Source organism: Dactylosporangium thailandense (assembly GCF_059739745.1).
On sequence record NZ_AP029195.1, the window covers coordinates 8,664,843 to 8,691,472 of the forward strand.

Here is a 26,630-nt window from a genome sequence, read left to right on the forward strand (position 1 = left end):
TCCGGCGGGGGGCGCGGCTCAGCGTCCTCCGCCGGTGAACACCTCGCCCACGGTACGCAGGATGACCTTCAGGTCCAGCCACAGCGACCAGTTCTCGATGTAGTAGTTGTCGAACCGGGCCCGGTCGGAGATCGGGGTGTCGCCGCGCAAGCCGCTGACCTGGGCCAGGCCGGTCAGGCCGGCCGGCACGCGGTGGCGCAGTGCGTACTCCGGGTGCTCGGCGGAGAACTGGTCGACGAAGAAGGGCCGCTCGGGCCGGGGCCCGACGATCGTCATGTCGCCGCGCAGGATGTTCCACAGCTGGGGCAGCTCGTCGAGCGAGGTGCGCCGCATGAACCGGCCCACCGGGCCGATGCGCGGGTCGCCGGCCACGTTCCAGTTGGTCGCCGACTCGTTCGGGTCCGCCGGGCGCATCGAGCGGAACTTGATGACGTCGAAGGGCTTGCCGTACCGGCCGATGCGCTGCTGGCGGAACAGGATGCCCGGGCCGCCCTCGATGCGCGTGGCGATCGCGCACAGCAGCAGGATCGGGCTCAGCAGCACCAGGGCGATGGCCGAGACGATGATGTCCGACGTCCGCTTCACCGCCCAGCGCGGCCCGGTCAGCGTCGCCCGGCGGGTGCGGGCGACCGGGATGGCGCCGATGTGGTCGGGGACGCCGCTGTGCGAGAAGAACTCCCGCAGCCGCGGCACCACCCACAGGTCGCGCTTCATCATCGCCGGGCGGCGGGCGAGCTCGACGAGCTTGGAGTCGGGGCAGTTCACGTCGGCGACGATGACCACGTCGCAGCCGGTGACCGCCATCATGGCCTCGATGTCGTCGAGGGAGCCGATCAGCGGCTGCAGCTCCCGCTGCGCGTGCGGGGTCGACTGCACGTCGACGAAGCCGACGAAGCGCAGGCCGTAGCTGGGGTAGCGGCGCAGCAGCCGGGCCAGCTCGGCCGCGATCGGGCCGCCCCCGATGATGATGGTGTTGTGCTCCACCCACCGCCGCCGGCGGGCGATGAGCGCCGCCGAGAGCGTGATCGTGCGGCCGACGATGACCAGCACCGCCGAGATCGCGATGCTCTGCAGGAACTCGGTGATGGCCTCGATCGAGTCGTGCCGCTCGGCCGCGATGATCGCGACCAGGGCCGCGGAGGCCAGCAGCCGGCCGAACAGGCTCGGCAGCTCGTCGAGGATGCTGAGGTGGCGCCGCGCGTGGTAGAGCCCGCCGATGGCGAAGATGCACACCGTCAGGATCGCGGTGAAGATCATGCCCTTCCAGTTGCGCTGGGTCCACAGCAGCGGCGCGAGCAGCGCGATGACGTCGACCGGCAGGACCATCATCCAGACCCGCAGCGACCGGGTGCGCCGCGACGCCCGGGCCGCCGGGTAGGGCAGCACGGCGGTGGCGTCCAGCGGAATCCGTCCGGTCAGGGCGCCGTCGGCGGCCGGGAACGAGGCGGCCTCTTCCCGGTCGAACTGGCCGGTCGAGGGCTCGGCGGTCCCGGCCGGAACAGCCGGCTCGTCCGCCGTCGCCGGCTCGGCCGAGCGCTGCTGGGGCGGGTGCCATTCGACGTCGATCGCCAGATGGGCATGGCGCGGCTGGTGCATCGGCTCGTTCATATCGCTCCCCGTAACGGTCCGAGGCCTGGATGCAAACCCCCGGCTCGCCGCCCGACCGGCGTGACCGGCCGACGGTTGCATGCTATTGGCCTGGCCCGATTCGTGGTAGCCGTCCCGTGTTACGGGTTAGGTGCAGTGACGTCGGGCAGCACGACCCGGCGGCCGGCGAGCCGGGCGGGCACGATGTGCCGGCGGCGCAGCTTCGGCCGGCCCACGCCGAGCACGAACTCGGGGTACATCCCGTAGAACAACCACGCCGAGCGCAGCTCCAGGTTGTGCGCGCGCGACCACCGCAGCGTGTTCGTCGCCCGGCCCCAGTGGTGGGTCCACCGCACGTCGCCCAGCACGGAGACGGGCAGCCCGTGCTCCCAGGCCCGCAGGCAGATCTCGGCGTCCTCGTAGTACAGGAAGAACCGCTCGTTCCAGCCGCCGATCCGGTCGAAGTCGGTGCGGCGCACGGCCACGGCCGCCCCGATCATCCACGCCACCCAGCGCGCCTCGCCGGGCTCGCAGAGGATGCGGTACCGCTCGTGCAGCCGCTCGAACGGCCACAGCCGGCGGTTGCCGAGCTTGGCGGTGACGTAGGGGAAGCCGCGCCCGTTCGGCTGCGGCGCGCCGTCCGGGCCGAGCAGCTGCGGCGCGACCAGCCCGCCGTGCACGCTCAGGTGCTCCGCCAGCCGCTCGAGCCCGTCCGCGCCGACCTCGAGGTCGGGGTTGGCGAACAGCAGCATCGGGCTGGCCGACTCGCGGACGCCGACGTTGTTGGCCTTCGAGAACCCGAGGTTCTCCGGCAGCGCGATCACCCGGGCGCCGAGCGAGCGGGCCACCTCGACGGAGTCGTCGGACGAGGCGTTGTCCACGACGATCCAGTCGTACGGCTTGTCGGGCGTGTTCCAGCAGCGCCGCAGCGTCGCGGCGGAGTTGTAGGTGACGGTCACCACGCTCCAGCGCGGCGCCGGCCGTTCGCGCTGGGCCGGGATGTGGGGATGGCTCATCGGGGTGCCCTTCCACGGAGGTGGCGGACCAGGGCGGCGACGCCGAGGCGCCGGCCGCGCCAGTCGCGGCGCGCGGCCGGCGCCATCGCCAGCCCGCGCCCGACGCCGCGCAGGAACGATCGCAGCAGCCCCTGCCGGGTGCGCCGGACGGCGAGGGCCAGGTGCGCGGCGAGCAGGATCGGGACGGTCCCCAGCAGCAGCGGCCAGGTGAGTCCGCGGGCGGCGACGAGGACCCGGTTGCGGGCCAGCAGGAACGACCGGAACTCGGTGAGCTCGGCGTTGCCCTCCACGCTGTGGCCCCAGGCGTGCGGCAGCGCGAGGTCCAGCGACTCGGTCCGGACCCCGGCGGCGTACATGCGAAACGCGAGGTCCGAGTCCTCGCCCCAGGCGAACATCGGCTCGTAGAGGCCGCCGAAGCGGTGGAACAGCTCGACCGGGAAGACGCCGGCGCCGCCGGACGGCCCGATCGGGCGCCGCCCGGAGGCCGACGGGCGGTCGACGAACAGCCCGACCGGGTGCAGGTCGATGCCGGTGTACTCGCTGCCGTGCATCAGCAGCCCGACGGCGATCGGCACGTCCGGCCGGGCGTCGATCGCCTCGAGCATCCGCGCCAGGGAGTCCTCGTGCAGCCAGACGTCCGGGTTGAGCAGCAACAGGTGCTCCGCGGTGACCCCGGCCGCCGCCCGGTTGCAGGCGGCGGCGAAGCCGGGGTTGGTGTCGTCGGGCAGGTACAGCCCGGTGCCCGGCGGCAGGTTCTGCCCGATGACTTCCGGGCACGACCCGTCGGGCGCGTTGTCGACGAAGACGAACTCGACGGGCAGCCCCTCGGCGCTGCGCACCCACGTGGGCAGCGTCTTGGCCAGCACCTCGGCCGAGCGGTACAGCACGGTGACCACGGCGAGGCGCGGCCGGACGTCAGGTGGCACGGACCGACCTCCCGGTCAGGTACAGCGCGAGGAGGCCCGGCACGAGGCCGAGCCAGAACGGCTGGAGCGCGGCGTAGAGCTCGTAGATGCCGAACGCGGCGTAGTACACGACGAAGGCCCGCGCCAGGTGCTGCGCCGGGCCGGTGGAGCGCTCGAGGCGCCGGTCCACGACGCCGACCAGCAGGCCCAGCAGCGCCAGGTAGATCGCGGCGCCGACGGGGCCGAAGTCGAGCAACGGGATGGCCACGAACGTCGCGGTGTTCATGAAGTACGGCATGCTCAGCTGCGACGTGACGAGGTACATGTCGGTGTGGCCGACCAGCGCCTCGCCCGGGTGACCGGCGAACTTCAGCGAGTAGGCACCGTGGCCGCGCGGCACGGAGTCGCGCTGCTGCCACAGCCGGCCGAAGGTCTCCGTGGACGAGCTCAGCGACAGGTCCAGCGAGGCCACGCTGGCCGCCACGGGGTTGCTGCCGTAGCGTGCCCGGAACTCGTCCTCGAAGGCGCCCTGGCCGGCCAGCGTGCGCTGCCCGCCGAGGAACACCGCGAGGAGCACGGCGAAGCCGCCGATCAGCGCGGCCACGACCACCGGCTTGACCACGGGCGGCTTGCGGGCCGGCGGCCGCCGCGTCGAGAGGGCGGCGATCAGGGCGGGGACGATGCCGACCAGGACCGCGTTCTTGCTCGCGCCGAGCGCCGCGCCGCCCGCGAACATGACGCTGAGCGCGGCGTAGAGCCAGCGGTGGCGCGCCTCGCCGGCCACGGTGCGCAGCAGCGCGACGGCCAGGCCGACGGTCCACGCCTGGCCGAGCACGCCGGTGTAGATGTTGTCGCGCCGGCTGAGCGCCTCGCGGGCGGCGTCGGGGTTGCTCGCGAACACCGGCGGCAGGGTGCCGCGGAACCGCAGCAGCGCCGACACCAGCGCGACGACGAGGACGGCGCCGAGGTACAGCCGCAGCCGCCGCTCGCTCGGCCAGGTCAGCAGGGGCCGCCGGGTCGTCTCCGGCGGGACCGGGTCAGCGTCGGGGTTGACGTCCGGGTTGACGCCGGGATCGGCCGACCGGCGGCCGAGGCGGGCGCGCCCGAGAGCCCAGCCGCCGAGGAAGCAGCCCGCGAACGCGGCGAGGACCGGCACCGCGGCCGGGCCGGCGGAGGAGTCGTACGGGTCCGGGAAGACCAGCACCGCGGTGAAGGCGGCGAGCCAGGCGGCGGCGGTCGCGCTCAGCCACCACATCCCGGCGCGCGCGGCGAAGTACGCCGCCGCGGCCATCCCCAGCAGCGCACCCGTCTGCGCGTCGAGCACGAGCACGACGATCACCACGCCGGCCGTGACCGCGAGGGCGGCCGGCGTCAGCGGCTCCCGGGCGGGCCGGGCGGCGTCAAGCGGCGCCATGCGACACCGACCGGTACAGGTCGGTCCACCGTTGCACGGCCCGGCCGAAGGCGTACTCCTGCTGATACCACCGCGCGATCGCCAGGCGCTCGGCGCTCGGCGCGCCGGACGCCAGGACGGTCCGCACGGCCGCGACGACGGCGTCCGGGCGCGGCTCGGCGGTGAACGCGAGGACGCCGCCGGCCCGCCGGGTCACCTCGGCGAGCCCGCCGACGCCGGAGTGCACGACCGGAACCCCCAGCGACAGCGCCTCCTGGGCGCTCTTGCCGAAGGACTCGACGCTGGAGGGCACCAGCAGGCAGTCGAGCGTCGGCAGGAACTTGGCCGGGTCGACCTGGCCGAGCAGGTCGACGTTCGGCAGCGCCGGCACCGCGATCGAGCCGGATCCCGCGACGCGCAGCTGGGCCTCGGGCAGGGCGCGGGCGACGTCGCCGAGCAGCCCGGCGCCCTTCTCCGGCTCGAGCCGGCCCATGAAGCCGATCACCGGCGGGTCCGCGGGTCCGCGCACCGGGGCAGGCTGCGGCTGCGGCCAGGTCGGCGGGAGCGGGTTCGGGATGACGCGGACGTCCTTGACCCGGCCGCGGTCGCTCAGCTCGGCGGCCTCGTAGCCGGAGACGGCGACGGTGGTGTGCGGCCGCACCCGGCGCATGATCAGGTCGAGCGTGATGTTGGCCTGGACCATGGCCTTGGCCCGCAGCGTGGGTGCGACGTCGCGGTACTGCCACAGGCTGTTGTGCAGCGTGACCACCAGCGGCGTCCGGTCGCGCCCGGCGCGCAGCGCGGCCCGGCAGTGCATCGCCGCCGAGAGCAGGTGCGAGCACACCACGTCGGGGCGCACCTCGCCGATCACCCGGCGGATGTCGCGCACGTACTGCAGGTCGATCCGGCTGCGCGCGCCGAGTTCGCGCCACGGCACGCCGGCCTCGCGCAGCGCCGCGCCGACCTCGTCGTCGGGTGTGCACGCCACGATCTCGACACCCGCGGCGACGAGCGCCGGCAGCATGTCGATGAGGAAGTGCTCGGCCCCGCCGAACTGCCGGCGGCCCGAGCCTCCCGTCGTGCACACGACCAGAACCCTCATGGGGTGCGCAGACCCTCGATGGCGCCGCGGGCGATCGCCTTGCGCACGGTGGTCCGGGCGATGGCGGCGCGCACGACCGTCCCGGCCGCGTAGGCGGTCGTGGCCACCCGGCCGCGCCGGCCGCCCTGCTCCCGGCTGGCCCGGATGAACTCCCGGGTCTGCCGGCGCGAGATCTCCTCGCGGCTCCACACCCGCTTGGAGGTGGAGTCGTTCTCGTGGACGATCACCGCCTCCGGCACGAACGCGAGGTCGAGGCCGAGCTGCCGGACCGCCCAGCACAGCCGCAGGTCCTCGGAGTAGAAGAACGCCGACTCGTCGACGCCGCCGATGGCGTCGAGCGTCTCGCGGCGGATCGCCACGAACGGCCCGGAGATCCAGTCCGCCTTGTCCGGCGTGGTCGAGATGCGCAGGGCCGGGACGATCGCGCTCAGCCCCGTCGCGTGGCCGAGGCCGACCCGCACGGACAGGAACCGGCCGGCGTCGGTGCCCTCGGAACCGTCGTGGTTGCGGATGCTCGGGAAGGCCGCTCCGACCCGGGGGTCGTCCAGCGCGGCCACCAGGCGCCCGACGACGTCCTCCCCCGCGGTCACGTCGTTGTTGGCGAGGATGACGTTGCGCCGGGTCGAGTGCCGCACCCCGAGGTTCATGCCCTTGGAGTAGCCGAGGTTCTCCTCGGAGCGCACGTACACGGCGCCGGTCTGCTCACACATCGCGCGCAGCGCGTCACTGATGGCCGGTCCGCTGCCGTTGTCGACCACGACGATCTCGGCGGACGCCGGCAGCGATCGCACACACGCGCTGGTCTTCTCGTGGTCTTCCCAGGTCAGCACGATGATCGAGGTGTCCATGTCTTAAACCGCTCCGCTCGCGACCAGGACCATGGGTTTGCGGCGCAGGCTCATCAGTGAGCCGACCGCGTGGATGCTGTAGACGACCGAGGACGCCGCGGCCGCGCCGACGGCACCGACCAGCGGGATGAGCACGAGGTACGTCGGCACCGCGGCGGCGAGGGCGATCAGCGCGACGGCCGTCGTCGCCTGCTCACCCCGCTGCTTGAGCAGCGCGGCGGACCACGCCTTGCCCAGCGCCACGGCGACCGTGCCGGGCAGCAGGATCAGGCCGAGCAGCCACGCCTCGCGGTATCCGGACGCCAGCCAGCCGAGCACCGCGAGGGCGAGCGTGCACAGCACGCCGACCGGCAGCGCCGCCTTCACGATCGGGCTCGCCGAGGGCTGCCGGGTGTCGCCGGCGCCCCGGTCGACCAGGATCCGCTGCGCGGTGACGACCGCGCCGGCCTGGGCGAACTCCATGGCGGCGACGGCCAGCGCGTAGACGCCGAGCGGTCCGGAGCCGGCGAACCGGGCCAGGATGATCTGGTCGAGCCGGAATGTGAGCATCTGGGCGCAGATGCCCAGGTGCAGCTTGCCGACGGCGGTCACGTCGCGCGTCCGGTCGCCGGCGACCCGCTCGGGGACCACGGGCCCGGAGCCGGACGGGTCGAGGCCGAAGCCGCGGGCGCGGCGCAGCACCGCGACGGTCAGCCCCAGCGCGGCGAAGACCTGCGAGCCCAGCCACACGGCGCTCCAGTGCCCGCCGGAGCGGTCGCCCTGCAGGTACAGCACCGCGTAGCCGGCGATCAGCACGGTGCCGGCGACGGCGCGCGTGCCGTACACGTAGACGAACTGCTCCAGCCGCAGCACCAGCGACGATCCCGCGTTGAACAGCGTGAGCGCGGCCCCACCGGCCATCGCGATGGCGTAGCTGCCGATGCCCTCGACGGCGATCAGCACGGCGGCGACGGCGCCCGAGGCCACGATGCAGCCGACCAGCAGCAGGAGGATCCATCGGCGGCCGCGGTTGAGCACCCAGCCGGCGGGGCGGGACAGCAGGAAGGTGTCGATCGAAAAGCCGCCGATCGACGCGCCGAGCGTGGCGCCCACGATCGACGCGGCGAGGTCACCGCGCGCGGTGGCCGGCAGCACGACCGTGCCGACGGACGCGAAGCCGGTGAGCGCGAGGGATGCCATGTACAGCGGCGCGGGCCGGGCCATGATGCGGGCGAGCCTCAGCACCGGCTTTTTCCTGACTCCGGTATCAACATCGTGCTCCCCGTTTTGCGCGACGAGTCTTTGTACCGGAACAGTTCCTGTCGCCGCAACTGATGAAAAACCGCAATTCCGGCAGTACGGGAGGCAGCGGATGCGGTATATGGGCGATCCGGTTCAGGCACTCGCCGAGCACCCGCGGCCTGTAGCCTGTGACCCGTCCCGCGTCCAGCCCGTCGTTGGAGTCCGATGTACGGCACCCTGTTCCTCCGCGCGGCGCTGACGCACTGGCGAAGCGTGGCCGCACTGGTGGTGCTCGGCGCGTCGGTGACCGGGCTGGCGACCGCCGCACGCGAGCCGGAGTTCCGCTCGCGCCTGCAGCTCGTCGCGGCGTTCACGAAGATCCAGCAGGCTCCCGTGGCCGCGCTGGCCCCGGCCGACTCGACGGACGCGGCGGACGCGCCGGCCATCGACCCCACCTCGGCGGTCGCGGTCGGCCGGTCGCTCGGCGTCGACGAGCGGCTGATCGAGTCGCGGGTCCGCGGCTACGCGCAGCAGGCGGCCGGCGCCGCCGTCACCGCCGAGGTGCGCCGCGTCCTGCCCCTGCCCTACTCCCCCGGCGAGCTGGGCTCGCGCATCGCCGCGTGGTCGCCGCTGAACAGCACGCTCATCGAGATCGAGGTGCGCGACTCCGAGGCCGTGCGGGCGGCCCGGATCGCCGAGGCGGTCGGCTCGGCGCTCGTCGCGCGGGCCGGGCGCGAGGTGCTGCCGCCGGACGATCCCGCGCCGGTGCGGATCGACCTCACGGTGCGGCGGGCGGCCGCGACCCCGGCGGACGCGGAGCCGGTGTCCTGGGCCGTGCGCATCGCCGGCGGGGCGCTGGGCGGTCTCGCCGCCGGCGTCGGCCTGGCGGTGCAGCGGGTGCTGCTGCACCGCCGGCGAGCGTCGATGCGCGACTGGGCGCGGGAGCGCCTGGCCGCGGTCCGCGCGTTCGGCCGGCTGGCCAACGAGCGTTTCTGGGGTCCTGGCTGGCGCTGACCGCGCCGCGGCCGGCCGCCACGACCGCCACAGCGGCAGCGGCCACAGCGTCAGCGCGGGGACGGGGACGTCAGCGGCCCGCCGTCGCCGACGGTGCCGGGTGCGCGGCGAAGAAGGCGTCCATGGTGTCGTTGCGGATGGCCTCGAACAACTCCTTGGCCTGCGCCTCGTCCAGCTGCACGGCCGAGCCGGCGGGCGTCTTGAGGTCCGGGTTGGAGTAGGGCACCGTCCCGAACTTCACGTTGTCGGGCCTGATGTTCTTCACCGAGGTGGCCAGCGTCTTGAGGTCGATCGACTTGTCGATGGTGAGCGACTGCGCCGCGGTGATCAGCAGCTTGTCGAGCGCGAGCGGGTTCTCCAGCAGGCCGCCCTGCGACACCTTGTTGATGATGCCCCGCACCACCAGCTGCTGATCGTGCATGCGGCCGAAGTCGCCGCCGGGCACGCTCTTGCGGTTGCGCATGAACTCCTCGGCGGTCTTGCCGTCCATCGGCTGGCAGCCCTTCTTCCACACCGTGTCGGAGAAGGTCGACTTGACGTCGAAGTCGAGGCAGACCTCCACGCCGCCGACCGCGTCCACCATCGTGCGGATGCCGGCGAAGCTCGCGATCATCGCCCCGTCGAGCGTGATGCCGGTGAGCTGGCTGACGGCCTTCACCGCCAGCGGCGCGCCGCCGAAGGCGAAGGCGGCGTTGAGCTTGTTCATGCCGGCCTTGCGGCCCTTGCTCTCCGGGATCATGACGTAGCTGTCGCGCGGGATGGAGATGATGACCGCGCTGTCCCGTTTGGCCGAGATGTGCACCAGCATGATGGTGTCGGAGCGCTCGCCGGCCACCACGCCCTTGCCGGTCTCACCGGCCCGCGAGTCGGACCCCAGCAGCAGGAAGTTCAGCGGGCCGCCCTGCCAGTGCTCCTCGGCCACCGCCGCCGGCGGCGCCGCGTCGCCCATGAGATCGTCGTGGTGCACGGCGCCCTCGTAGCGGCTCAGCAGGCCGAACGCGGCGGCCGTCCCGCCGCCGACGAACGTGACGAGCACGATCGCGGTGATGATGAGCGCCCGCTGCCACCGGGGCAGGCGGCGGAACCGGCTCCGCTTCCGCGGCTTCTTCACCGGTGGCGCGACCTCGGCCGTCTCGTCGCCGAGATCGCCGCGCGGTGCGCTCGAGCTGGTGTAGGTGGACATGTTCGACGCGCCCCCGATTGTCGCCGCCTACGGCGCTATACCATCCGCATTTGATCCATGACATTTCGTCACCACGGATCGGCGCCACTCATTTGTCCAAGCACGATAGCCGGATCCACGGCCGACCCTCTAGTGCGCCCATTTACCCGGAAAGCATTGCGTGAAATAGACCACATTGACCATCGCGAACGGGCGTCAAATATTCGATACGTCCGTTTTTGCGGGTATTGCCAGCCCTATTCGGCCGGGACCGTTTCCGCCGCCGAGGGGCGGTGCGATCCGGGGAAGGCGTCCGCGAAGGCCTGGTACACCGGGGTGTTCGCCAGGCGGTCGTAGACGGCGAAGACGACGCGGTCGAAGCAGGGCACCCGCTCCAGGGCGACCGCGAAGGCGCGCGCCACCTCCGCCGGGTCATTGCGGAAGACGCCGCAGCCCCACGCGCCCAGCACGAGGGTGCGATGGTGGTGCGCCGCGGCGACCTGGAGGACCCGCGTGGCCCGGCGGAGCAGGATCTCCGGCACGCCGGCGGCGTCGTCGGGCTGGCTGCGCAGCACGGCGCCCAGGTTCGGCGCGGCCGCGGTGAGGAACGCGGTGTGGAAGGGCGCGTCGAGCAGGTGGCCCTGGTCGTCGCGGAAGCACGGTACCGCCGGCGAGTAGATGACCCGGTCGCTGTAGCGCAGATCGTGCTGGTGGCGGTGGAACTCGTAGAAGGCGGACGCGGCGCGCTGGCAGGCGTAGAGCGCCGACGCGCGGGCGATGCTCTCCTCCTGGGCCTTCGCGCCGCCGAGGAAGCCGCCGCCGGGGTTCTTGGCCGAGGCGAACACGAGCGTCGCGGCGCCGTCGCCGACCCGGCGCGCGGCCGCGAGCGTCGACTCGCGGGTCACCTCGACGGCGACGGCCGGGGCCGGGGTGCCGGGCCGGACGGGGTCGTCCGGCTCGAACAGGCGGGTGCCGGCCACCGCGGCCGCGGCGGCCACGGGCACGGTCTCGCCGGCCGCGTTGACGTAGTCGCCGCGCTCGGCGATCGTCACGGTCTGACGGGCGATCTCGCGCAGCCGGCCACTCACGGGCGACACCGTAGCAGCGCCTCCCGTCCGGCGGCCGCGCATTTTCCCGCCCCTGACGACGCGACCCTGACAAACCGCACATCCGCCGCCCGCCACCCGAGCCTAGGGTCCGGACCTGAGCGAACCCGTCTCCCAGCAGCCCCAGCAGCTCCCCGAGAGCGCCCGCGCGCGCCTCGCCCGCACCCAGCAGGGCAAGCCCTTCTTCACGTCCGACCTGTCGGTCAACGAGTTCGTGCTGACCACGCAGACCGGTTTCGAGCCGCTCGGGCTCGTCATGGGCACCTGCTCACCCCGAGCACCGCCGGCTCCCGGCCGCCGAGGCGCGCCTTGAGCCTCCCCTCGCGCCGCACCTCGACCAGGTGCGCGGGCAGCGCGGCGGTGAGCACCGCGAGGAGCATCCCGCCGAAGAGCGCCAGATCGTCCGTGCACTGCCGCAGCCGGGCGGCGACCAGCTCCAGATCGAGGTGGGCCTCGGGATTCACGCGCCCATGCTAGAACGCCGCCGGGCCGCGGCCCGCACGGTCGCGCCCAGCGCCACCAGGGCGATCCCGGCGCCGGCGATGAGCATGACGTTCAGGCCCGTCCGGGGCAGCCCGCCGCCCCCGCCGTCCTTGCCGCCGCCACCGCCGGGCGTCGGGCTCGTCGTCGCCTCCGGACTGCCGCTCACCACGACCTGGATCTGCATCCCGCCGTCGCCGTCGTCGCGCGCGGCCCCGGCGTGCGCGGGGGACCCCGTCAGGAGCAATGCGACGAAGGCCACGAACACCAGGGCGAATTTCATGAATGGTCCGTTCCGGTGAATGGCGAACAAAAGGAATTGCGGCATCGTCACGCGGTCATTCGCTCGACCGTCCGCGGCGGCTCCCGCAACAGCCGCCGGCCGTCGGTGAGCAGCCCGTCGGGCAGGGCGGCGAGAAATCGGCCGACGTTGTACTGGCATTCCCGCGCCCGCAGATAGGAGCGGTGCGAGACGGCGACCGGCACTCCGTCCAGCTCGGCCCGCCACACCCAGTGCCCGCTGCTGCCCAGCGCCGTCGAGACGGGCGTGAGCCGGTCGGCCACGCCCACCAGCGCGAGCACGGCCTCGCGGCACTGCGCCTCCGTGTCGAAGGGCAGCCTCCCGCGGCCCAGGATCCGGTTGTTGGGCGAGCACAGCATCCACGCGGTCCGCTGTTTGCGGTCGGCGAAGGACGCGTCGTCGTCGGGTGTGACGATGGCCAGGAAAATGAACCGCGGCGGCAGCATGTGGACATTCCTCCCCGAATGTTCGTTACCGGCGCGCCGGTTCGCTCGTAGCGAACCGGCGCGCAGGCCACCGTGGTGAACCCTCGATATCGGCGATGACGCGCCGCGCGTTCCCAACCACACGCCGGACATGCACGAGATGAACATCGAGAAACGGCGAGTAAGCCATTCAGCAGAAACGAATGGCCGAACGGTCAATAGCCGGAACCGCGCCGGCGGGCCGCGTATCGCAGACCGATTCCGACCCCGATCATCGCGACCGCGGCGGCGGCGATGGCGGCCACTCCGGCGCCGGTGACCGGCAGGTTGCCGGTGCCCGCGGCGGGGGTCGGCGAGATCGAGGCCTCGGGTGTCGGCGTGGTCTCGGTGGCGGTCGGTGTCGGCGTCGTGGTGACCGTCGCCGTCGGCGTCGGGGTCTTGGTGACCGTCGGCGTCGGCGTCGGGGTGCCCGGCGTGGTGCCGTGCACCAGCCAGCTCCCGTCGGCCTTGAAGTCCACCTGCACGGCGTCGGTGTACGTGCCGTGGCCGGCCCCCGTGCGGCAGTCGACGACGAACAGGAACGACTCCTCGCCCCCGTCGCCGGCCAGCGACTGCACCGTGGCCATGTCGGTGAAGAACGTGCTGCCGAAGCCGGCCGAGGAGATCGCGGGCAGCGAGGCGTTGTTGGACAGCGTCTGCTCGGTGCCCGCGAGGTCGATCGTGTTGACGTTCGCCAGGGTGGCGGCGGCCGGGCAGGCGTGATCGGCGGTGAAGCTCGGCATCTCGGCGCCGGTGCCCGAGGTCGGGTTCAGGTGCAGGCCGCCGAGCTGGATGCCGTCGGGCAACGGGTTCGGAACCGCGGGCATGGCGACGGCGGGAATGAGCATGCTCACCCCGATCGCCCCGATGGCCGCCGCGAGCGCGAGGCCCAGCCGTGTCGAGCGCTTGCTCTTCATGAGGGGTAGCAGACCTTTCTGATGTCGGCGTGGCTCAGCCGAGTGAGGGGTGGCAGACCTTCGTGATGTCCGCGTGGCTCAGCCGAGTGAGGGGTGGCAGACCTTCGTGATGCCGGCGTGGCTCAGCCGAAGCGGCCGTTGACGTAGTCGGAGGTGCGTGGGTCCTGCGGGCTGCCGAACATCGCGTCGGTCGGCCCGTGCTCGACGATGTAGCCGGGCGTGCCCTGCTCGGCGAGGAAGAACGCGCAGTGGTCGCTGATCCGCTGGGCCTGCTGCATGTTGTGCGTGACGATGACGATGGTCACCTCGGCCACGAGCTCCTGGATGGTCTCCTCGATGACCCGGGTCGAGGTCGGGTCCAGCGCCGAGCACGGCTCGTCCATGAGCAGGACCCGCGGGCGAACGGCGAGCGACCGCGCGATGCACAGCCGCTGCTGCTGGCCGCCGGAGAGCGCCCCGCCCGGCTGGCGCAGCCGGTCCGCGACCTCGCGCCACAGCCCGGCCTTGGTCAGGCACTCCTCGACGAGGGCGTCCTTCTCGGCGCGGCCGGCCCGCCGCCCGGTGAGCTTCAGGCCGGCGACCACGTTGTCGTAGATGGACATCGCCGGGAACGGGTTCGGCTTCTGGAACACCATGCCGACCTGCCGCCGGGCGTCGGTCAGGCGCCGGTCCGGGTCGTAGATGTCCAGGCCGTCCAGCAGCACCTCGCCGGCCAGGGCCGCGCCCGGGATCAGCTCGTGCATCCGGTTGAGGATTCGCAGGAAGGTCGACTTGCCGCAGCCCGAGGGGCCGATCAGCGCGGTCACCTGGCCCGCCTTCATGGCCAGGCTCACCCGGTCCAGCACCTGGCGCTCGCCGAACCAGGCGCTGATCTCCCGGGCGTCGAGCCCGGCGAGCGAGGGCAGCTCCCGGTGGATGCCGAGGTACTCGTCGTACGCGGCCATCGCCGCATGCGAGCTCGCCCAGGCGGTGTCGTCGCTGGCTGGCAGAGTCACCATGATTTCCCTAGTCCGTCGTCGTCACATCAGGTTCGGCGTCACATCAGGTTCGGCAGGAGCCGGGAGACGTAGTCGGCGGTCATCAGGCCCAGGAAGCCGACCACCGGCACGGCCACGATCCAGGTCTGCCAGGTGCCCCAGAACACCCGCGCGGCCGAGAGCAGGGCGACCGCGAGCAGCAGCGCCTCGCCGACGATGACCAGCGGGAACCAGACGCCGGTGTCGATCGCCATGACCTGCTCGGCCGGGAGCAGCTGGGAGGCGGTGAGCCTGGCCCGCGGCGTCGGCATGACCTCGGAGACCAGGTCGGCGTCGACCCGCAGGGCGTCCGAGGGCACGAACATGCCGCCGTAGGCCGTGGTCAGCGTCAGCCGCCCGGCGCCCGCGGCCGGCCGGGGCGGCTGCGGCATGCCCCCGTGCCGCACGTCCAGCACCCGGTAGCGGTGCTCGCCCTGGCCGGTGACGACGGTGAACTCGTCGCCGGGCACCAGCGTGGCGAGGTCGCCGAACGGGCCGCCGTAGGTGGTGGCCCGGCCCATGATCACGCTGACCCCGGACTGCCCGGGCAGCGGCGTGTCCCGCCGGTGACCGGGCCCGCTCTGCAGCACGGCCCCGGTCGTCCCCTCGAAGACGACCTCCTTGCGGTGCAGCTTCGGGATGTCGAGCACGGCCACCGGCGTGCCGAGCGCCAGCAGCTTCGCCGGGTCGTCGGGGTGCGTCGGGCCGGTCGGCGCGAGGCCGAGGGCGAGGTCCTTGCGGAAGTCCGCGTACGCGGTCAGCTGGGCGCGGTCGTGGTGCAGCCGCGACACGAAGCCGACGTAGGCGCCGAAGCCGAGCAGCGCCAGCGAGAGGATCGTGAGCGCGGTCGTGAGCACCCGCACGTACGGCCCGGCCTGGCGCCGGGGCCGCGGCGGCGGGGCGCCGGGGCCCGGGGCGACGACGTCGGGGGGCGGCAGCACGGCGGTCGCGGTCATGAGGGCGTCACTCCGCCCCGCCGCCGGCGGTCGCATTCGCCGCCAGCGCCTTCTTCCGCAGCTCCTCGACGGTCTCCTGGCGCGCCTTCGCGACCGCGTCGGCGACCACGCGCTCCTGGCGTCCGCGCCGCCGGCGCCGCAGCCACCGGATGCCGACGAAGCCGCCGGCGAGCAGGATCAGCAGCAGCAACAGCGGCCACGGGGTGGCCCACAGGAACGCCTCGGCCTCGACGGTCTGCGGCTCGGTGGGCGCCTTGGGCAGCCCGAGCGCGGTGATCTGGCTCGGCACGGCGCGCACCCGCGCGGTCATCGGGCCGAGCGGATAGACGTCGTCGAGGTGGACGGTGAACTGCACCGACGAGCCGGGCAGCAGGTTGGGCAGGGTCTGGCCGGTGACGCCGGCGACCTTCACCCAGTACAGGCCCTTCACGGCGACCTCGGGGCTCAGGTTGAGCCGGACGTTGCCGGTGTTGTGCACCGTCAGGGTCACGTCGGTGCTGCCGCCGCCGAACGGGTTGGCGGTGCCGTGGTAGGCGGCGCTGACGGACTCGATGGCGATGCCCGGGCTGAGCGGGCCGGACACGCGCAGGTACAGCGGGACGCCCAGGCGGCGGTCGACCTTCACGGGACCGTTGGCGTTGTTCTCCTCGACGCCGATCGAGGCCAGCACGCCGCCGGTGTGGTCGCCGGGGGTGGCGGTCTCCGGGATGGTGAGCGTGAACGGCTCGATGGCCCGCTCGTTCGGCTTGAGCGTGACGCTCGTCTTCTGCATCGTCACCCAGGAGCCGATGTCCTTGGGCTTCTCGGCGGCCGGCTGCAGCTGCAGCACGCCGTTGTTGCCGTTGAGCGCGTCGGTCGCGTAGATCTGGAACGTCACCGGCGCCGCGCTGAAGTTGGTCACGGCCACGTAGTCGTGGATGACGGTGCCGGGCTTGATGTCGAGGTAGGAGAACTCCTTGCGGTTGTCCGGCCCGTTCGCGCTCGAGGGCTGGACCGCCCACGTGATCGAGCCCGACGGCGTGGGCTCCGCGCCGGCCGGGGTGCCCAACACCAGGGTCGCGGCGAGGATCAGCAGGCCGAGCACGGCGCTGATCGCGCGCGGGGGGCGCGGAGTGGTCATGTCACGTCCATTCAGATCGACGGTTCGAAGAGGAGCGCGCGGACGACGCCGCGCGCCCCTCCCGTGATGCGCCTGGCCTTAGGCGAGCGGGGTGCCGCCGAGGCCGGTGATGGTGATCGTCGCGGCGTAGGTGCCGGGCGTGGTGCCCTTCGGGAAGTCCAAGGACAGGGCCGCACCGAGCTTGCTGTCGCCGAGACCCTTGCCGGCCTGCGCCCCGCCGAGGCTGCTGGCGCTGGTCAGGCCGGGGGTGACGCCGGTGCCGACGGCCGGGCCCGCAACGACGTTGCCGGCCGCGTTCTGCGCCACCACCGCCGGCTGCCAGCCGAGGCTGGTGCCGGAGAACTTCTTGGTGGCGTCGGCGGTGTTGGTGAAGTCGCCGACCTGGCCGGTGACCGACCAGCCGGGGACGGTCTGGTCGCGACCGTCGGAGACGTTCACGTTCTTGAGGTTGCCCTCGGCGTGGAAGTGGCGGGCGTCGCCCGTGCCCTGCAGGTGGGCGGTGCCCATGTCCACGATGCCCGGGTCCACCGTCATGGTGAACACGCCCTGCTCCTGAGGAACGCCGACCTGGATGTTCTCCGTGGCCGTGGTCGTGTCGCTGGCGATCACGACGGTGGCCGCGGACGAGGTCGAGTCACCGTAGGCCGCCGCGTTCGCCGCGTGGAACGTCGCGGTGATGTTGTGCGTGCCCAGGGCCAGGGAGGCCGAGGAGTAGGTGAAGGTGCCGCTGCCCGACGGGGCCGTGAACAGCGTGGTGGCGCCTTCCTTGAACTCGACCGTGCCGGTCGCGGCGGCCGGGCTGACCGTCGCCGTCACCGTCACGTTGGTGCCCGGCGCCACGGTCTGCGAGGCCGGGGACACCGACGTGGTGGTCGGCTGCTGGACCGGGCCCGAGCCGTGGATCTGCCAGCTGCCGTCGGCGGCGAAGTCCACCTGGACGGCGTCGGTGTAGGTGCCGTGGCCGGCGCCCGTGCGGCAGTCGACCAGGAACAGGAACGACTCCGCGCCGCCGTTGCCGGCCAGCGCCTGAACCGTGCTCATGTCCGTGTTGAACGTGGTGCCGAAGCCGGGCGACGTCGCGAGGATGCCGGCGACGTTGTTGGAGATGGTCTGCTCCACGCCACCGAGGTCGATCGTGTTGACGTTCGCCAGGTTGGTCCCCGCCGGGCAGGCGGAGTCGGCGGTGAAGCTCGGGGTCTCGCCACCGTTGCCCGAGGTCGGGTTGAGGTGGAGGCCACCGAGGTTGATGCCCGCGGGCAGCGGGTTCGGGACCTCGGCCTGGGCGATCGAGGGCGCGAGCAGGGTCGCGCCCATCGCCCCGAGCACCACACCGGCCACGAGGGCCTGGCGCTTCAGGGAAGTGGTCTTCATCAGGGGCTACACTGACCTTTCGGATAGAGGGCAATGCCCGCTGCACAGCCCTGGACGACCCCGGGATGGCCCCCGGGGAGTCTGAGTTTTGGAGCGAGTCCAGGACGCTGCACGAAGGTCCGGTGCCCGGCTCGGTTCCCGCCGGCCAGGCACCGGCCCGGATTCACGGTTCTCAGTCGGTGCCGTAGGCCCGCAGACCGTCGACGATCGCGCCGCAGGTGTGGCCCAGCGGAGCGCTGTTGAGCAGGCCGAAGCCGTAGCTCAGGATGACCGCGGACTTGCCGCAGAGACCCTGGCCCGGGCCGAAGACCGAGTAGAGCTTCGCGTCGAAGGCCGCGTTGCCCACGTTGACCTTCTTCCACTCGACGACGTTGAAGACCTCGCGGCGGATGATGAAGGTGGCGTTCAGGTTGCCCGTCTCCGACGTCGGGAAGGCGCCCGACAGCGGGTTGACGGTCACGTTCGGCGTGACGCCGATGTTCACGAGGCTGTGCAGGTGGGCGCCGTGGCGGCGGTCACCGTGACCGTTGCGCTGCGAGACCCACTGCGCGATCGAGAACGGGGCGATGCCGTTCGCGTCGTTCTGCAGGACGGTGCCGTCGTGCTCCTCGACCAGCGCGCCGCTGTAGTCGGTGCCGGTCCACGCGTGGTCGTGCAGCCACGCCGGCACGGTGCCGATGCCCATCTTGCTGAGCCAGAACGAGCGCGTGCCCGAGCCGTTCTGCGGGATGTAGAGGTGGATCGGGGTGGCGCCACCGGTGCACGGCGAGACGTTGCACTGCGGGTCGTAGGTGGTGCCGTTGATGACCACCGGCTGACCGTCGCGGTACAGCTTCTGCAGCGTGCCCGTGCCGGTCGCGGCGTTGGTCGGGTCGTAGCTGAGCGCGTTGTAGTTGGCGGCGGTGGTGTCGCCGAAGTGCTGGCTGGCCACGCCGACCGCGTCCAGCGCGAACGGGATGTAGACCCAGCGGCCGGTGTTGGACTGCGCGGTGCCCGGGTCGCTCGAGGAGCGGGCGAAGTCGACGCAGCCCGCCTCCGGCTGGTCGACCTCGTCGGCGAACGGAGCGGCGATGGCCGCCGCCACGCCGCCCGACTGGCGCAGCGCGGTGACGCCCTGGCCGGAACCGTTCGGCCGGTTGAACGTGCAGCCCCGCTTCGGGTTGATCACCACGTGCTGGGCCTTGGTGCTCGGGTCGATGGCGTCCCACGAGCCGATGAGGCCGAGGCCGATGCTGTCGGCGACGCCGTTCACCACGTCCTGGGTGGTGTCGGACCCGACGCCCACCAGGTCGGAGACCGGGTCGGCCGAGGCGGGCCCGGCCACGCCGACGACGAGACCCGTGGCAACGGTCGCCGCGGCGATGCCGCCGACCAGCATCCGCCGCACGAGCCGCTTCGTGTTGTTCATGTGCGTCCTTTCCTGCGATGGGGGGAGCGACAACATCTTGTGGAGCCGGGCGGCCGGGCCGATACCGGATGTGTGTAGAAGGTGGCGATACGTGGGTGTACGCCAACATGAAGGACGGGTTACGCGGATATGTAGGCCTATCCCCCGGCGCCCGGAGGTCGGCGACTGAGCGCGAAGCGCAGCAGCGGGCCGCCGACGGCCCCGCCGAGGCCGGCGATCATCACGGCCAGCAGGGCCCACCGGACCGCGCCCACCTCCAGGGCCGGCGTGGACAGGGCCGCGGGCTGGGGGCTCACCGAGGTGGTGGCGAAGGGTGCCGCGGAGGAGGCCGAGCTCGACGCCACCGGCCGCGCCCCGGTCTCGGGCACGCCGCCCGAGCCGTTGCCGCCCGTGCCGGAGCCGCCGGTGCCGGGCCCCTCCGACTCGCTGGCCGAGGCGGTGATGACCGGGGTGAGCAGCAGGTCGGCGACGGCCATGGCGGTGCCGCGCAGGCTCTCGGGCAGCGGCAGGAAGCCGTGCGGGAGCTGGCCGGGTTCCACGCCGGGCCGCTGGCCGTCACTGACCGCGTACTTGATCAGCGCGGCGTAGTCCGACAGCGCCGCGGCGTCCTGGTTGCGCCGGACCGCCGCGTAGGTGACGGTGGTCAGCGGGTATCCGCCGGACCCGGCGTTGGCCGGATCGACGTGCAGCAGCCCGCTGCTGTCCTCCTTGGCGCTGCCGAGGGCGGTGGTGAGCGACGCCGTCGTGGGCGACACGCAGCCGGTGCCGTCCGCCTTGCACAGCTCGGCCGGCACGACCCCGTAGTTGGCCAGGCTGGCGGTGTCCATGACACCCCACATGAAGATCTGGCCCGGGAACTCGATGGGCTGGTTGACCTCCCACCAGCCCGCCTCGCCGCTCGGCGAGCGCAGGTTCGGGTTCCAGTCGGCGCCCTCGGGGTTGTTGGCCGCGCGCACCCGGCTCGCGCTGTCGTCGTAGTTCTCCATGTACGGCAGGAGATTCAGCGTGCAGCGGTCCGGGATCTTCTCGCCCGGCGCGCCGGTGTTGAAGCACTTGTTGGGGCGCGGGAACGAGTCCAGCGGGCTCGAACCGAGGTCCAGCTTCTGGTACAGCTCGTTGACGATCATGCCGTTCTCGTCCCGCTGCCCGCCGAGCCAGGCGCGCGCCGCCGGGTCGGTCAGGACCCAGGCCCAGACCTGCTGGATGACGCCGGAGTGATCCGCGGTCAGCAGCGGCGCCATGAGCGAGCTGCCGGACCGGAAGGGCAGGCCGGGGTTGAGCTTCATGAACTCCGGGTCCGAGGTCATGAAGGCCGGGTTCTGCCGGGCCCACTCGGGGCCCGCCCCGCCGTTGTCCCGCACGTCGGTGAGATCGCTCTTGTAGGACTGGGTCAGGGCCTTGGCGACCAGCCGCGGGGACAGCTTGATCGGCGTGCTGACGTAGCCGTCCGCGAGGTTGACGTGGAAGCCGAACGTGATCGCCGAGACCGCGACCGGGGCGTAGGCCAGCGGCGGGAGGGTGGGCAGCGTACCGCCGCCCCGAACGGCCTCGGTGCCGATCGGGACGGTGGTGAAGGCGAGCCCGGTCTCGGAGGTCGTGTGGGTCAGCTCGGACGTGTTCGAGGCCTCGGGCGTGGCCGAGTACCCGTAGAGCTTCGAGCACTTCGCCGCCGTGTTGAGCGCGAGCTGCCACGAGAAGACCGCGTGCGAAACGAGCTCGGTGCCCTGGGTCTGGCGCTCCTTGGCCGAGCCGAGGGCGCAGCTCGGCTCGACCGGGCTGTACTTGAGCCGGATCTGCATGCGCTGGGCCCAGGACGCGGCGCCGAGCGGCGACTCCTGGATGATCGAGGCCGCGTCGAAGTCCTGGAGCTTCCACCCGTTGGGCTCGTACTCCCCGCGCGGCACGATGACCAGCCAGCAGTCCCGCGGCTTGCCGTCGCCCTTGATCTCGCCGCAGCCGAGCCCGGGCGCCTCGGTCTGGGTCAGCGTGTTGAAGTACGCGTCGCCGGTCCCGTCCGCCCGCGTGCCGGCCTGCTGGATCTCGTTGCTGTTGTACTTGTTGAACGGCCACTCGCCCGGCTGGTAGATCTTGTCGGTGGTGTTGACCGGCACGAACGGCACCGTGTAGGTGTCGGTGCCCCCGGCCGGATTGTGGTGGCCGTAGCCGGGCGCGGCCGGGTCCTCGGCCGGGTCGCAGCCCAGGAACGCCGCCAGGCCCGGCGCCGCCGGCGGCTCGGTGGTGCTGGGCTGGTGCTTGTCGCAGACGTTGCCGTTGCGGGTGCCGATGTAGGAGCCGCCGGTCTTGTCCTGCTTGAGGCCCTCGCTGCCGAACTGGCAGTTCTCCGGCGCCGGCCCCGCGGGATCGTCGCCGTAGCACTCCATGATCTGCAGGTAGTTGGCGTTGAACAGGCCCTTCATCGGCTTGCCCTTCCAGGTCACCTTGATGGCCTGGTGGACGAGGTTCTCGGTCTGCCCGACGGTGACCTCGAGGTCCTTGAAGTCGGCGTGCATGAAGGCGTACGGGTCGGCGGAGTCGCGAGTCTTGACGGGCGTCTTGTTGTCCAGGCCGAGCAGGCCGGCGTCCCAGCGGACGGTGACCGCGGAGTCCGTGATCCCGTTGCCGGTGATCTGGTCCGACGACGTGTCCGCCAACGCCTGCCCGCCCGTGCCGAGCGCGAGCAGCCCGAGCGCGGCCGCCGCCGCGGCGAACGCGCTCGCCGCCCGCCGCCGGGCGGCCCTGGTGCCCAGCGCGCGCATGACCAGGCCGCGCATCACAGACCGCCCGAGGAGTCGCGGCGCGCCCGGCGGTTCGAGCCCAGCTGCGCGGCCAGGGGCGGGATCAGGCCGAGGCCGAGCAGCAGCGCCGCCGCGACCACCATGAGCACGACCTCGAAGCCGTTGTTCAGCGCGGCCGACGTCTCCACCGCGGCCGCGTCGACCTGCCCGGGTGCGCCCACGCCGCCGCCGGTGCCGCCACCCGAGCCGCCGCCGGAGCAGACGCCGGTGTCCGCGTCGCAGGTCTGCGCGGGCGCCGCGGCACCGTCGGTCGGCGCCCCCGAGGCGCCCGTACCCGTGCCGGTGCCCGTGCCGCCGGTGCCCGAGCCCGTGCCCGTGCCGCCGGACCCGCTGCCGGTGCCGGTGCCGGTGCCGCCGGTGTTGCCCGTGGCGCCGCCGGTGCCCTCGGCGCACTGGACGGTGCCGATCCTGTCGCAGTCCTGCGGGAACGGGTCGTTCTTGGCCAGCGTGTTGGTGCCGTCGGTCGAGAAGGTCGGGTTGTTGCACTTGCTCATGTCCGTCGGCGGCGGCACGACGGCGCCCGGGACCAGGGCCAGCTGGCCGAAGCCCGCCTGGACCAGGTTGATCGGCAGGGCCGAGTAGCCGAGCGCGTTGACCTGGCTCTGCCCCTGGCACAGCAGATAGTTGCCGAAGTCGCCGAGCGTGAGGCCCTTGGCGTTGGTGAAGCCGAACTCGTTCGTGGTCGGCAGGATCATGTACGAGTACGAGGACAGCACGTACGTGCGCTTGTCCTTGTTGGTGTAGACGCCGGAGAGGTCCTGAGTCAGGTACTTGGCCCGGTCGCTCTTGTCGTTGTTGATCTTCGCGCCGAGCAGCGACACGGCCACGTGCCCGGCGGTGGGCTCGGTGTAGTAGCCGGCGTCGTTGAGCACCTTCGCGACCGGGAACCCGGCCTGGATCGCGTAGGAGTACTCGACGTAGCCGATCGAGCCGACGGCGCCCGCCTGGCTGACGTAGCCGGAGACGCCGAGGTCACCGGGCTGCCCGATCATCGCCGAGCCGCCGAGCACCGGGTACGCCGACGTCTGGGTGCACGGGTTGCGGCCGACCTTCTGGCAGTACGCCGTCCAGTACTTACCCTGCGTGGCGATCATCCACTGGGTGAGCTGGGCGCTGGAGCCGGAGCCGTCCGAGCGCACCACCGGCACGATGGTGGTGCCGGGCAGGTTCAGGGCGGGGTTGTCGGCCTTGATCGCCGGGTCGTTCCACTTGGTGATCACGCCGGTGAAGATCTTGGCGATGTTCTCGCCGGACAGCCGCAGGTTGGTGACCCGCTTGTTGCCGATCTTCAGGTTGTACATGAAGGTCGTGCCGCCGGCGGTGTCCGGCATGTAGACGAACCCGCGCGGCGGCGGATCGTCGTTGCTGTTGCCGTCCTTGACGCCGTAGGGGATGTCGGACGCGGCCCAGTCCAGGGAGCCCGCCCGGAACTTGGTGCGGCCGGTGGTGGAGCCGGTGGGCTCGTAGTCGACCCGCATCTTGTACTGGCCCACGTTGCCGATCCAGGCGTGGAACGCGTTGTACGACCAGGTCGAGCCGCCACCGGAGATCGGCACGTAGGTCACCGCGGCCGCGGGTCGCGCGGTGCCGACGAGGCTCACCATCGCCACGACGAGCGCGGCGATGCCCTGCGCAGTCCGGCGACGCCAACGAGAACGCCGAGGATTCATGGTCCGGTCTCTTCCTGGCTGGGAACGGGGAGTGGGGCGAACACAGCGGGGGCCGCGCGCCGCTCGGCCATGCGCCGCTCGTCGCGGCGGGAGGCGGCCGCGCGGGCCCGGCGGCCGCGCGCGGTGAGCTCGCCGGGGCCGCGGCCGCCGATGACGCGGGCGACGATGAACAGCAGCAGCACGAGGATGAGCAGCACGGAGGCGGTGCCGAAGCCGCGGGCGATCTCGTTCTTCTCCGGCGACTGCACCTGCGTGAAGGCCAGCAGCGGCAGCGACATCATCGAGCCGTGCATCGGGTCGAGGTTCTGGTAACCCGTCACGCCGGCGGTCAGCAGCACGGGCGCGGTCTCGCCGATCGCCCGCGCGGCGCCGAGGATCACCGCCGTGGCCAGCCCCGAGCGGGCGGTCGGCAGCAGCACGTGCCAGGTCGTGCGCCACCGGCTCGCCCCGAGCGCCAGTGACGCCTCCTTGAGCGACCCCGGCACCAGCCGCAGCACCACGTCGGCCGTGCGGATGATGATCGGCAGGATCGTCACCGCGAGCGCGACAGCGGCCGCGAAGCCCGAGGGCCCGAGATGGAAGATCAGGATCAGGGTCGCATAGATGAACAGCCCGGCGATGATGTCCGGCAGGGCGGTCATCGCCTCGACCACGGTCCGCACGAAGCGCGAGAACCGGCCGGGCACCTCGTGCAGGTAGATCGCGGCGACCAGGCCCAGCGGCACCGCGATGCCGAGCGCGATCCCCAGCTCGATGAGCGTGCCGACGATGGCGTGCAGGACCCCGCCCTTGGTGAGCGGGTCGGTGGCCAGGGTCGTGCGCAGGTCCTGGGTGTAGAAGTTCAGGTGGACCATCGCGCGCCAGCCGCGCGAGAACGTGTAGAAGATGACGAACACGAGCGCGGTGACGAGCACCGCGGCCAGCGAGTGCACCACGAACGCGCTGATGCGGTCGCGCATCGCCGCGCGGCTCTCGTCGAGGGAGACCAGCGCCGCGTAGCACACGACGGTCACCAGCCAGGTCACGATGACGTACCCGAGCAGGCCGGTGAACGGCCCGAGCTGGGTCCACAGCACGCCGGTCGTGGCGCTGCCCGCGGCGATCGCGCCGGCGATCGCGTACAGGTCGGTGCGGCGCACCCCGCCGATGCGACGCCGGCGCTGCGCGCTGGGCCCCGTGGGGCGCCGCGGCACCACGGTGCCCGGCTCGGGGAGGGGCAGCGTCGCCGGCTCGGCCTGGGACACGGTCTGCCGCACGGTCTGCACGGTCACGCCTCGCTCATCGCGCCGGAGCGGGACCGCGAGACCACGAAGGCCGCCCCGAAGTTGACGAGCAGCGTCAGCACGAACAGCGCCACGCCGGCCGCCATGAGGGCCGAGATGCCGAACGGGCTGGCCTCGCCGTACCGCAGCGCGATGAGCGACGAGACCGAGCTGGTGCCGTGCTCGAGCACGCGCGGCTGGATCTCGAAGCGCGGCGAGATGATCATGACGACGGCGATCGTCTCGCCCAGCGCCCGGCCCAGGCCGAGCATGGTCCCGCCGACGACGGCTCCGCGGCCGAACGGCAGCACGACGCTGCGGATCATGCCCCACCGGGTCGCGCCGAGCGCGTAGGCGCCCTCGCGCTCGCCCATCGGGGCCAGGCCGAACGCCTCCCGCATCACCGAGCACGCGATCGGCGCGACCATGAGCGCGACGACCACGCCGGCGATGAACGTCGAGGAGGTGTAGGCCGTCATCGTCGCCAGCGGGTCGTGCCGCTCGACGCCGCCGACCTTGAAGATCGGGATCCAGCCGAACCAGTCGGCGATCCACCGCGACAGGTCGATGATCTTCCACTGCAGGAAGAACGCGCCCCACAGGCCGAACACCACGCTCGGCACGGCCGCCATCAGGTCGACCATGGCGATCATCGTGCGCTTGAGCCAGCGCGGGGCGTACTCGGAGATGTAGAGCGCGGTACCCATGGCCAGCGGCACCGCCACCACGACCGAGACGATCGCGATGAGCACGGTGCCGACGATCACCGCGGCGATGCCGAAGCCGCCGCCGTCGGGGTTCCACTGCTCGGTGGTGATGAAGGAGAGGCCGGCCTGGCTGAGCGCCTCCCAGGCCCGGTAGGCGAGGAAGGTGCCGACGAGCACCATGAGGACGAGCACGAGGCTGCCGCCGCCGCGGGCGACGCCGCGGTAGACCTTGTCGGCCGGGCCGGCGTTGGCGACCAGCTTGCGCCGGGCCGGCCGGACCGCGGGCGCATCCGCCGGCGGGGCGACGAGGTCCTGGCTCATCGCGCGGCCCGATCGTGCAGCGCCACGACCCCGTCGGCCGGCTCGGCCGCGGCGCACAGGGCGACGAACTTGGCCGCGCCGAGCAGGCTGAGCTTGTCCCGCCGGTACCACCGGCCGCTCACCGCGACCGCCGCGCCGTCGAGCTCGAGCCGCCAGCCCCAGCGGCCGGTCGGGCGCTCGGGGACGGGCAGCTGGACGAGCCGGTCGTGGCCCGCCTGGACCTCGGCGAACGCGGCGAGCGCGGCCTGGTAGCTGCGGAAGCTCAGCGCGCTGCGGCCCAGCTCGTGGTTGTTCGTGCCGATGAGCCGCCAGGCGTACCACTCGTCGCGCCCGATCGCCCCCGTGGACCAGCCCATCCGGCGCGGATGCACCGAGGGTGGTCCACACAGGACCTGGATTCGCACCTGGGGCATGGCCTCTCCAGCTTCAGCACTGCGACCCGGGCGGGAACGCAGTGCTGAACCTCGCAAGGCTTAGCCAAGTGCCGA

General features: G+C 72.5%; 24 protein-coding genes. 1 reads left to right on the plus strand and 23 read right to left on the minus strand.

The window, feature by feature from the left end; genetic code table 11:
• Positions 1-18: 18 nt before the first annotated feature.
• From AC6JBM_RS38525 to AC6JBM_RS38555, 7 genes are all read right to left on the minus strand, one after another.
• The gene (locus tag AC6JBM_RS38525; protein ID WP_497978801.1) at positions 19-1,608 is read right to left on the minus strand and encodes a sugar transferase; all 1,590 of its coding nucleotides are present in this window, start codon (positions 1,606-1,608) and stop codon (positions 19-21) included.
• A 119-nt stretch (positions 1,609-1,727) separates the two neighbouring features.
• Positions 1,728-2,603 carry a glycosyltransferase family 2 protein gene (locus tag AC6JBM_RS38530; RefSeq protein WP_497978802.1) on the minus strand — a complete coding sequence of 292 codons (876 nt, stop codon included), beginning with the start codon at positions 2,601-2,603 and terminating at the stop codon, positions 1,728-1,730.
• Complete coding sequence (locus AC6JBM_RS38535) at positions 2,600-3,529, minus strand: glycosyltransferase family 2 protein (RefSeq protein WP_497978803.1); 930 nt, start codon at positions 3,527-3,529, stop codon at positions 2,600-2,602. The genes AC6JBM_RS38530 and AC6JBM_RS38535 overlap by 4 nt, the downstream gene beginning before the upstream one ends.
• Positions 3,519-4,922 (minus strand): hypothetical protein, encoded by a 1,404-nt coding sequence (locus tag AC6JBM_RS38540; RefSeq protein ID WP_497978804.1) that lies wholly within the window; start codon positions 4,920-4,922, stop codon positions 3,519-3,521. The genes AC6JBM_RS38535 and AC6JBM_RS38540 overlap by 11 nt, the downstream gene beginning before the upstream one ends.
• Positions 4,909-6,003, minus strand: coding sequence for a glycosyltransferase family 4 protein (locus AC6JBM_RS38545; RefSeq protein WP_497978805.1), 1,095 nt, complete (start codon positions 6,001-6,003; stop codon positions 4,909-4,911). Before AC6JBM_RS38545 ends, AC6JBM_RS38540 begins: the two co-directional genes overlap by 14 nt.
• A complete protein-coding gene (locus AC6JBM_RS38550; RefSeq protein ID WP_497978806.1) occupies positions 6,000-6,851 on the minus strand; it encodes a glycosyltransferase in 852 nt (283 codons plus the stop codon). Before AC6JBM_RS38550 ends, AC6JBM_RS38545 begins: the two co-directional genes overlap by 4 nt.
• Positions 6,852-6,854: 3 nt before the next feature.
• On the minus strand, positions 6,855-8,075 hold the full coding sequence (locus AC6JBM_RS38555) for a lipopolysaccharide biosynthesis protein (protein WP_497978807.1): 1,221 nt from the start codon (positions 8,073-8,075) through the stop codon (positions 6,855-6,857).
• A 222-nt stretch (positions 8,076-8,297) separates the two neighbouring features.
• Between AC6JBM_RS38555 and AC6JBM_RS38560 the strand changes: the two genes are divergently transcribed.
• Complete coding sequence (locus tag AC6JBM_RS38560; protein WP_497978808.1) at positions 8,298-9,086, plus strand: YveK family protein; 789 nt, start codon at positions 8,298-8,300, stop codon at positions 9,084-9,086.
• Positions 9,087-9,156: 70 nt separating this feature from the next.
• Here AC6JBM_RS38560 and AC6JBM_RS38565 read toward each other — a convergent pair whose 3' ends face one another.
• The 16 genes from AC6JBM_RS38565 to AC6JBM_RS38640 form a co-directional block, all read right to left on the minus strand.
• Complete coding sequence (locus AC6JBM_RS38565; protein ID WP_497978809.1) at positions 9,157-10,269, minus strand: LCP family protein; 1,113 nt, start codon at positions 10,267-10,269, stop codon at positions 9,157-9,159.
• A 236-nt stretch (positions 10,270-10,505) separates the two neighbouring features.
• Positions 10,506-11,336 carry a TIGR02452 family protein gene (locus tag AC6JBM_RS38570; protein ID WP_497978810.1) on the minus strand — a complete coding sequence of 277 codons (831 nt, stop codon included), beginning with the start codon at positions 11,334-11,336 and terminating at the stop codon, positions 10,506-10,508.
• Positions 11,337-11,608: 272 nt separating this feature from the next.
• A complete protein-coding gene (locus tag AC6JBM_RS38575) occupies positions 11,609-11,818 on the minus strand; it encodes a hypothetical protein (RefSeq protein ID WP_497978811.1) in 210 nt (69 codons plus the stop codon).
• Positions 11,815-12,117, minus strand: coding sequence for a hypothetical protein (locus AC6JBM_RS38580; protein WP_497978812.1), 303 nt, complete (start codon positions 12,115-12,117; stop codon positions 11,815-11,817). Before AC6JBM_RS38580 ends, AC6JBM_RS38575 begins: the two co-directional genes overlap by 4 nt.
• A gap of 47 nt (positions 12,118-12,164) precedes the next feature.
• Entirely contained in the window at positions 12,165-12,581 is a 417-nt protein-coding gene (locus AC6JBM_RS38585) for a hypothetical protein (protein ID WP_497978813.1), read from the minus strand.
• 194 nt (positions 12,582-12,775) lie between these two features.
• Positions 12,776-13,516 (minus strand): hypothetical protein, encoded by a 741-nt coding sequence (locus AC6JBM_RS38590; protein WP_497978814.1) that lies wholly within the window; start codon positions 13,514-13,516, stop codon positions 12,776-12,778.
• A gap of 122 nt (positions 13,517-13,638) precedes the next feature.
• A complete protein-coding gene (locus AC6JBM_RS38595; protein WP_497978815.1) occupies positions 13,639-14,514 on the minus strand; it encodes a phosphate ABC transporter ATP-binding protein in 876 nt (291 codons plus the stop codon).
• A gap of 38 nt (positions 14,515-14,552) precedes the next feature.
• Entirely contained in the window at positions 14,553-15,488 is a 936-nt protein-coding gene (locus AC6JBM_RS38600) for a sortase (RefSeq protein WP_497978816.1), read from the minus strand.
• Positions 15,489-15,495: 7 nt separating this feature from the next.
• Positions 15,496-16,608, minus strand: coding sequence for a WxL protein peptidoglycan domain-containing protein (locus AC6JBM_RS38605; RefSeq protein WP_497978817.1), 1,113 nt, complete (start codon positions 16,606-16,608; stop codon positions 15,496-15,498).
• A gap of 78 nt (positions 16,609-16,686) precedes the next feature.
• Entirely contained in the window at positions 16,687-17,979 is a 1,293-nt protein-coding gene (locus AC6JBM_RS38610) for an Ig-like domain repeat protein (protein WP_497978818.1), read from the minus strand.
• A 172-nt stretch (positions 17,980-18,151) separates the two neighbouring features.
• Positions 18,152-19,387, minus strand: coding sequence for a hypothetical protein (locus tag AC6JBM_RS38615; protein ID WP_497978819.1), 1,236 nt, complete (start codon positions 19,385-19,387; stop codon positions 18,152-18,154).
• 137 nt (positions 19,388-19,524) lie between these two features.
• On the minus strand, positions 19,525-22,158 hold the full coding sequence (locus AC6JBM_RS38620; protein ID WP_497978820.1) for a hypothetical protein: 2,634 nt from the start codon (positions 22,156-22,158) through the stop codon (positions 19,525-19,527).
• A complete protein-coding gene (locus AC6JBM_RS38625; protein ID WP_497978821.1) occupies positions 22,158-23,852 on the minus strand; it encodes a phosphate ABC transporter substrate-binding protein PstS in 1,695 nt (564 codons plus the stop codon). Before AC6JBM_RS38625 ends, AC6JBM_RS38620 begins: the two co-directional genes overlap by 1 nt.
• A complete protein-coding gene (gene pstA / locus AC6JBM_RS38630; RefSeq protein WP_497978822.1) occupies positions 23,849-25,123 on the minus strand; it encodes a phosphate ABC transporter permease PstA in 1,275 nt (424 codons plus the stop codon). The genes AC6JBM_RS38625 and pstA overlap by 4 nt, the downstream gene beginning before the upstream one ends.
• Positions 25,120-26,142, minus strand: coding sequence for a phosphate ABC transporter permease subunit PstC (pstC, locus tag AC6JBM_RS38635; RefSeq protein ID WP_497978823.1), 1,023 nt, complete (start codon positions 26,140-26,142; stop codon positions 25,120-25,122). Before pstC ends, pstA begins: the two co-directional genes overlap by 4 nt.
• On the minus strand, positions 26,139-26,555 hold the full coding sequence (locus AC6JBM_RS38640; protein WP_497978824.1) for a hypothetical protein: 417 nt from the start codon (positions 26,553-26,555) through the stop codon (positions 26,139-26,141). The genes pstC and AC6JBM_RS38640 overlap by 4 nt, the downstream gene beginning before the upstream one ends.
• Positions 26,556-26,630 lie beyond the last annotated feature (75 nt).

What these genes read in the sequence shown, in the direction of transcription:
- AC6JBM_RS38525 (WP_497978801.1), bottom strand. Translation starts at nt 1,608, where the DNA reads ATGAACGAGCCGATGCACCAGCCGCGCCATGCCCATCTGGCGATCGAC.
- AC6JBM_RS38530 (WP_497978802.1), bottom strand. Translation starts at nt 2,603, where the DNA reads ATGAGCCATCCCCACATCCCGGCCCAGCGCGAACGGCCGGCGCCGCGC.
- AC6JBM_RS38540 (WP_497978804.1), bottom strand. Translation starts at nt 4,922, where the DNA reads ATGGCGCCGCTTGACGCCGCCCGGCCCGCCCGGGAGCCGCTGACGCCG.
- AC6JBM_RS38545 (WP_497978805.1), bottom strand. Translation starts at nt 6,003, where the DNA reads ATGAGGGTTCTGGTCGTGTGCACGACGGGAGGCTCGGGCCGCCGGCAG.
- AC6JBM_RS38550 (WP_497978806.1), bottom strand. Translation starts at nt 6,851, where the DNA reads ATGGACACCTCGATCATCGTGCTGACCTGGGAAGACCACGAGAAGACC.
- AC6JBM_RS38560 (WP_497978808.1), top strand. Translation starts at nt 8,298, where the DNA reads ATGTACGGCACCCTGTTCCTCCGCGCGGCGCTGACGCACTGGCGAAGC.
- AC6JBM_RS38565 (WP_497978809.1), bottom strand. Translation starts at nt 10,269, where the DNA reads ATGTCCACCTACACCAGCTCGAGCGCACCGCGCGGCGATCTCGGCGAC.
- AC6JBM_RS38580 (WP_497978812.1), bottom strand. Translation starts at nt 12,117, where the DNA reads ATGAAATTCGCCCTGGTGTTCGTGGCCTTCGTCGCATTGCTCCTGACG.
- AC6JBM_RS38585 (WP_497978813.1), bottom strand. Translation starts at nt 12,581, where the DNA reads ATGCTGCCGCCGCGGTTCATTTTCCTGGCCATCGTCACACCCGACGAC.
- AC6JBM_RS38590 (WP_497978814.1), bottom strand. Translation starts at nt 13,516, where the DNA reads ATGAAGAGCAAGCGCTCGACACGGCTGGGCCTCGCGCTCGCGGCGGCC.
- AC6JBM_RS38595 (WP_497978815.1), bottom strand. Translation starts at nt 14,514, where the DNA reads ATGGTGACTCTGCCAGCCAGCGACGACACCGCCTGGGCGAGCTCGCAT.
- AC6JBM_RS38600 (WP_497978816.1), bottom strand. Translation starts at nt 15,488, where the DNA reads ATGACCGCGACCGCCGTGCTGCCGCCCCCCGACGTCGTCGCCCCGGGC.
- AC6JBM_RS38605 (WP_497978817.1), bottom strand. Translation starts at nt 16,608, where the DNA reads ATGACCACTCCGCGCCCCCCGCGCGCGATCAGCGCCGTGCTCGGCCTG.
- AC6JBM_RS38610 (WP_497978818.1), bottom strand. Translation starts at nt 17,979, where the DNA reads ATGAAGACCACTTCCCTGAAGCGCCAGGCCCTCGTGGCCGGTGTGGTG.
- AC6JBM_RS38615 (WP_497978819.1), bottom strand. Translation starts at nt 19,387, where the DNA reads ATGAACAACACGAAGCGGCTCGTGCGGCGGATGCTGGTCGGCGGCATC.
- AC6JBM_RS38620 (WP_497978820.1), bottom strand. Translation starts at nt 22,158, where the DNA reads ATGCGCGGCCTGGTCATGCGCGCGCTGGGCACCAGGGCCGCCCGGCGG.
- AC6JBM_RS38625 (WP_497978821.1), bottom strand. Translation starts at nt 23,852, where the DNA reads ATGAATCCTCGGCGTTCTCGTTGGCGTCGCCGGACTGCGCAGGGCATC.
- pstC (WP_497978823.1), bottom strand. Translation starts at nt 26,142, where the DNA reads ATGAGCCAGGACCTCGTCGCCCCGCCGGCGGATGCGCCCGCGGTCCGG.
- AC6JBM_RS38640 (WP_497978824.1), bottom strand. Translation starts at nt 26,555, where the DNA reads ATGCCCCAGGTGCGAATCCAGGTCCTGTGTGGACCACCCTCGGTGCAT.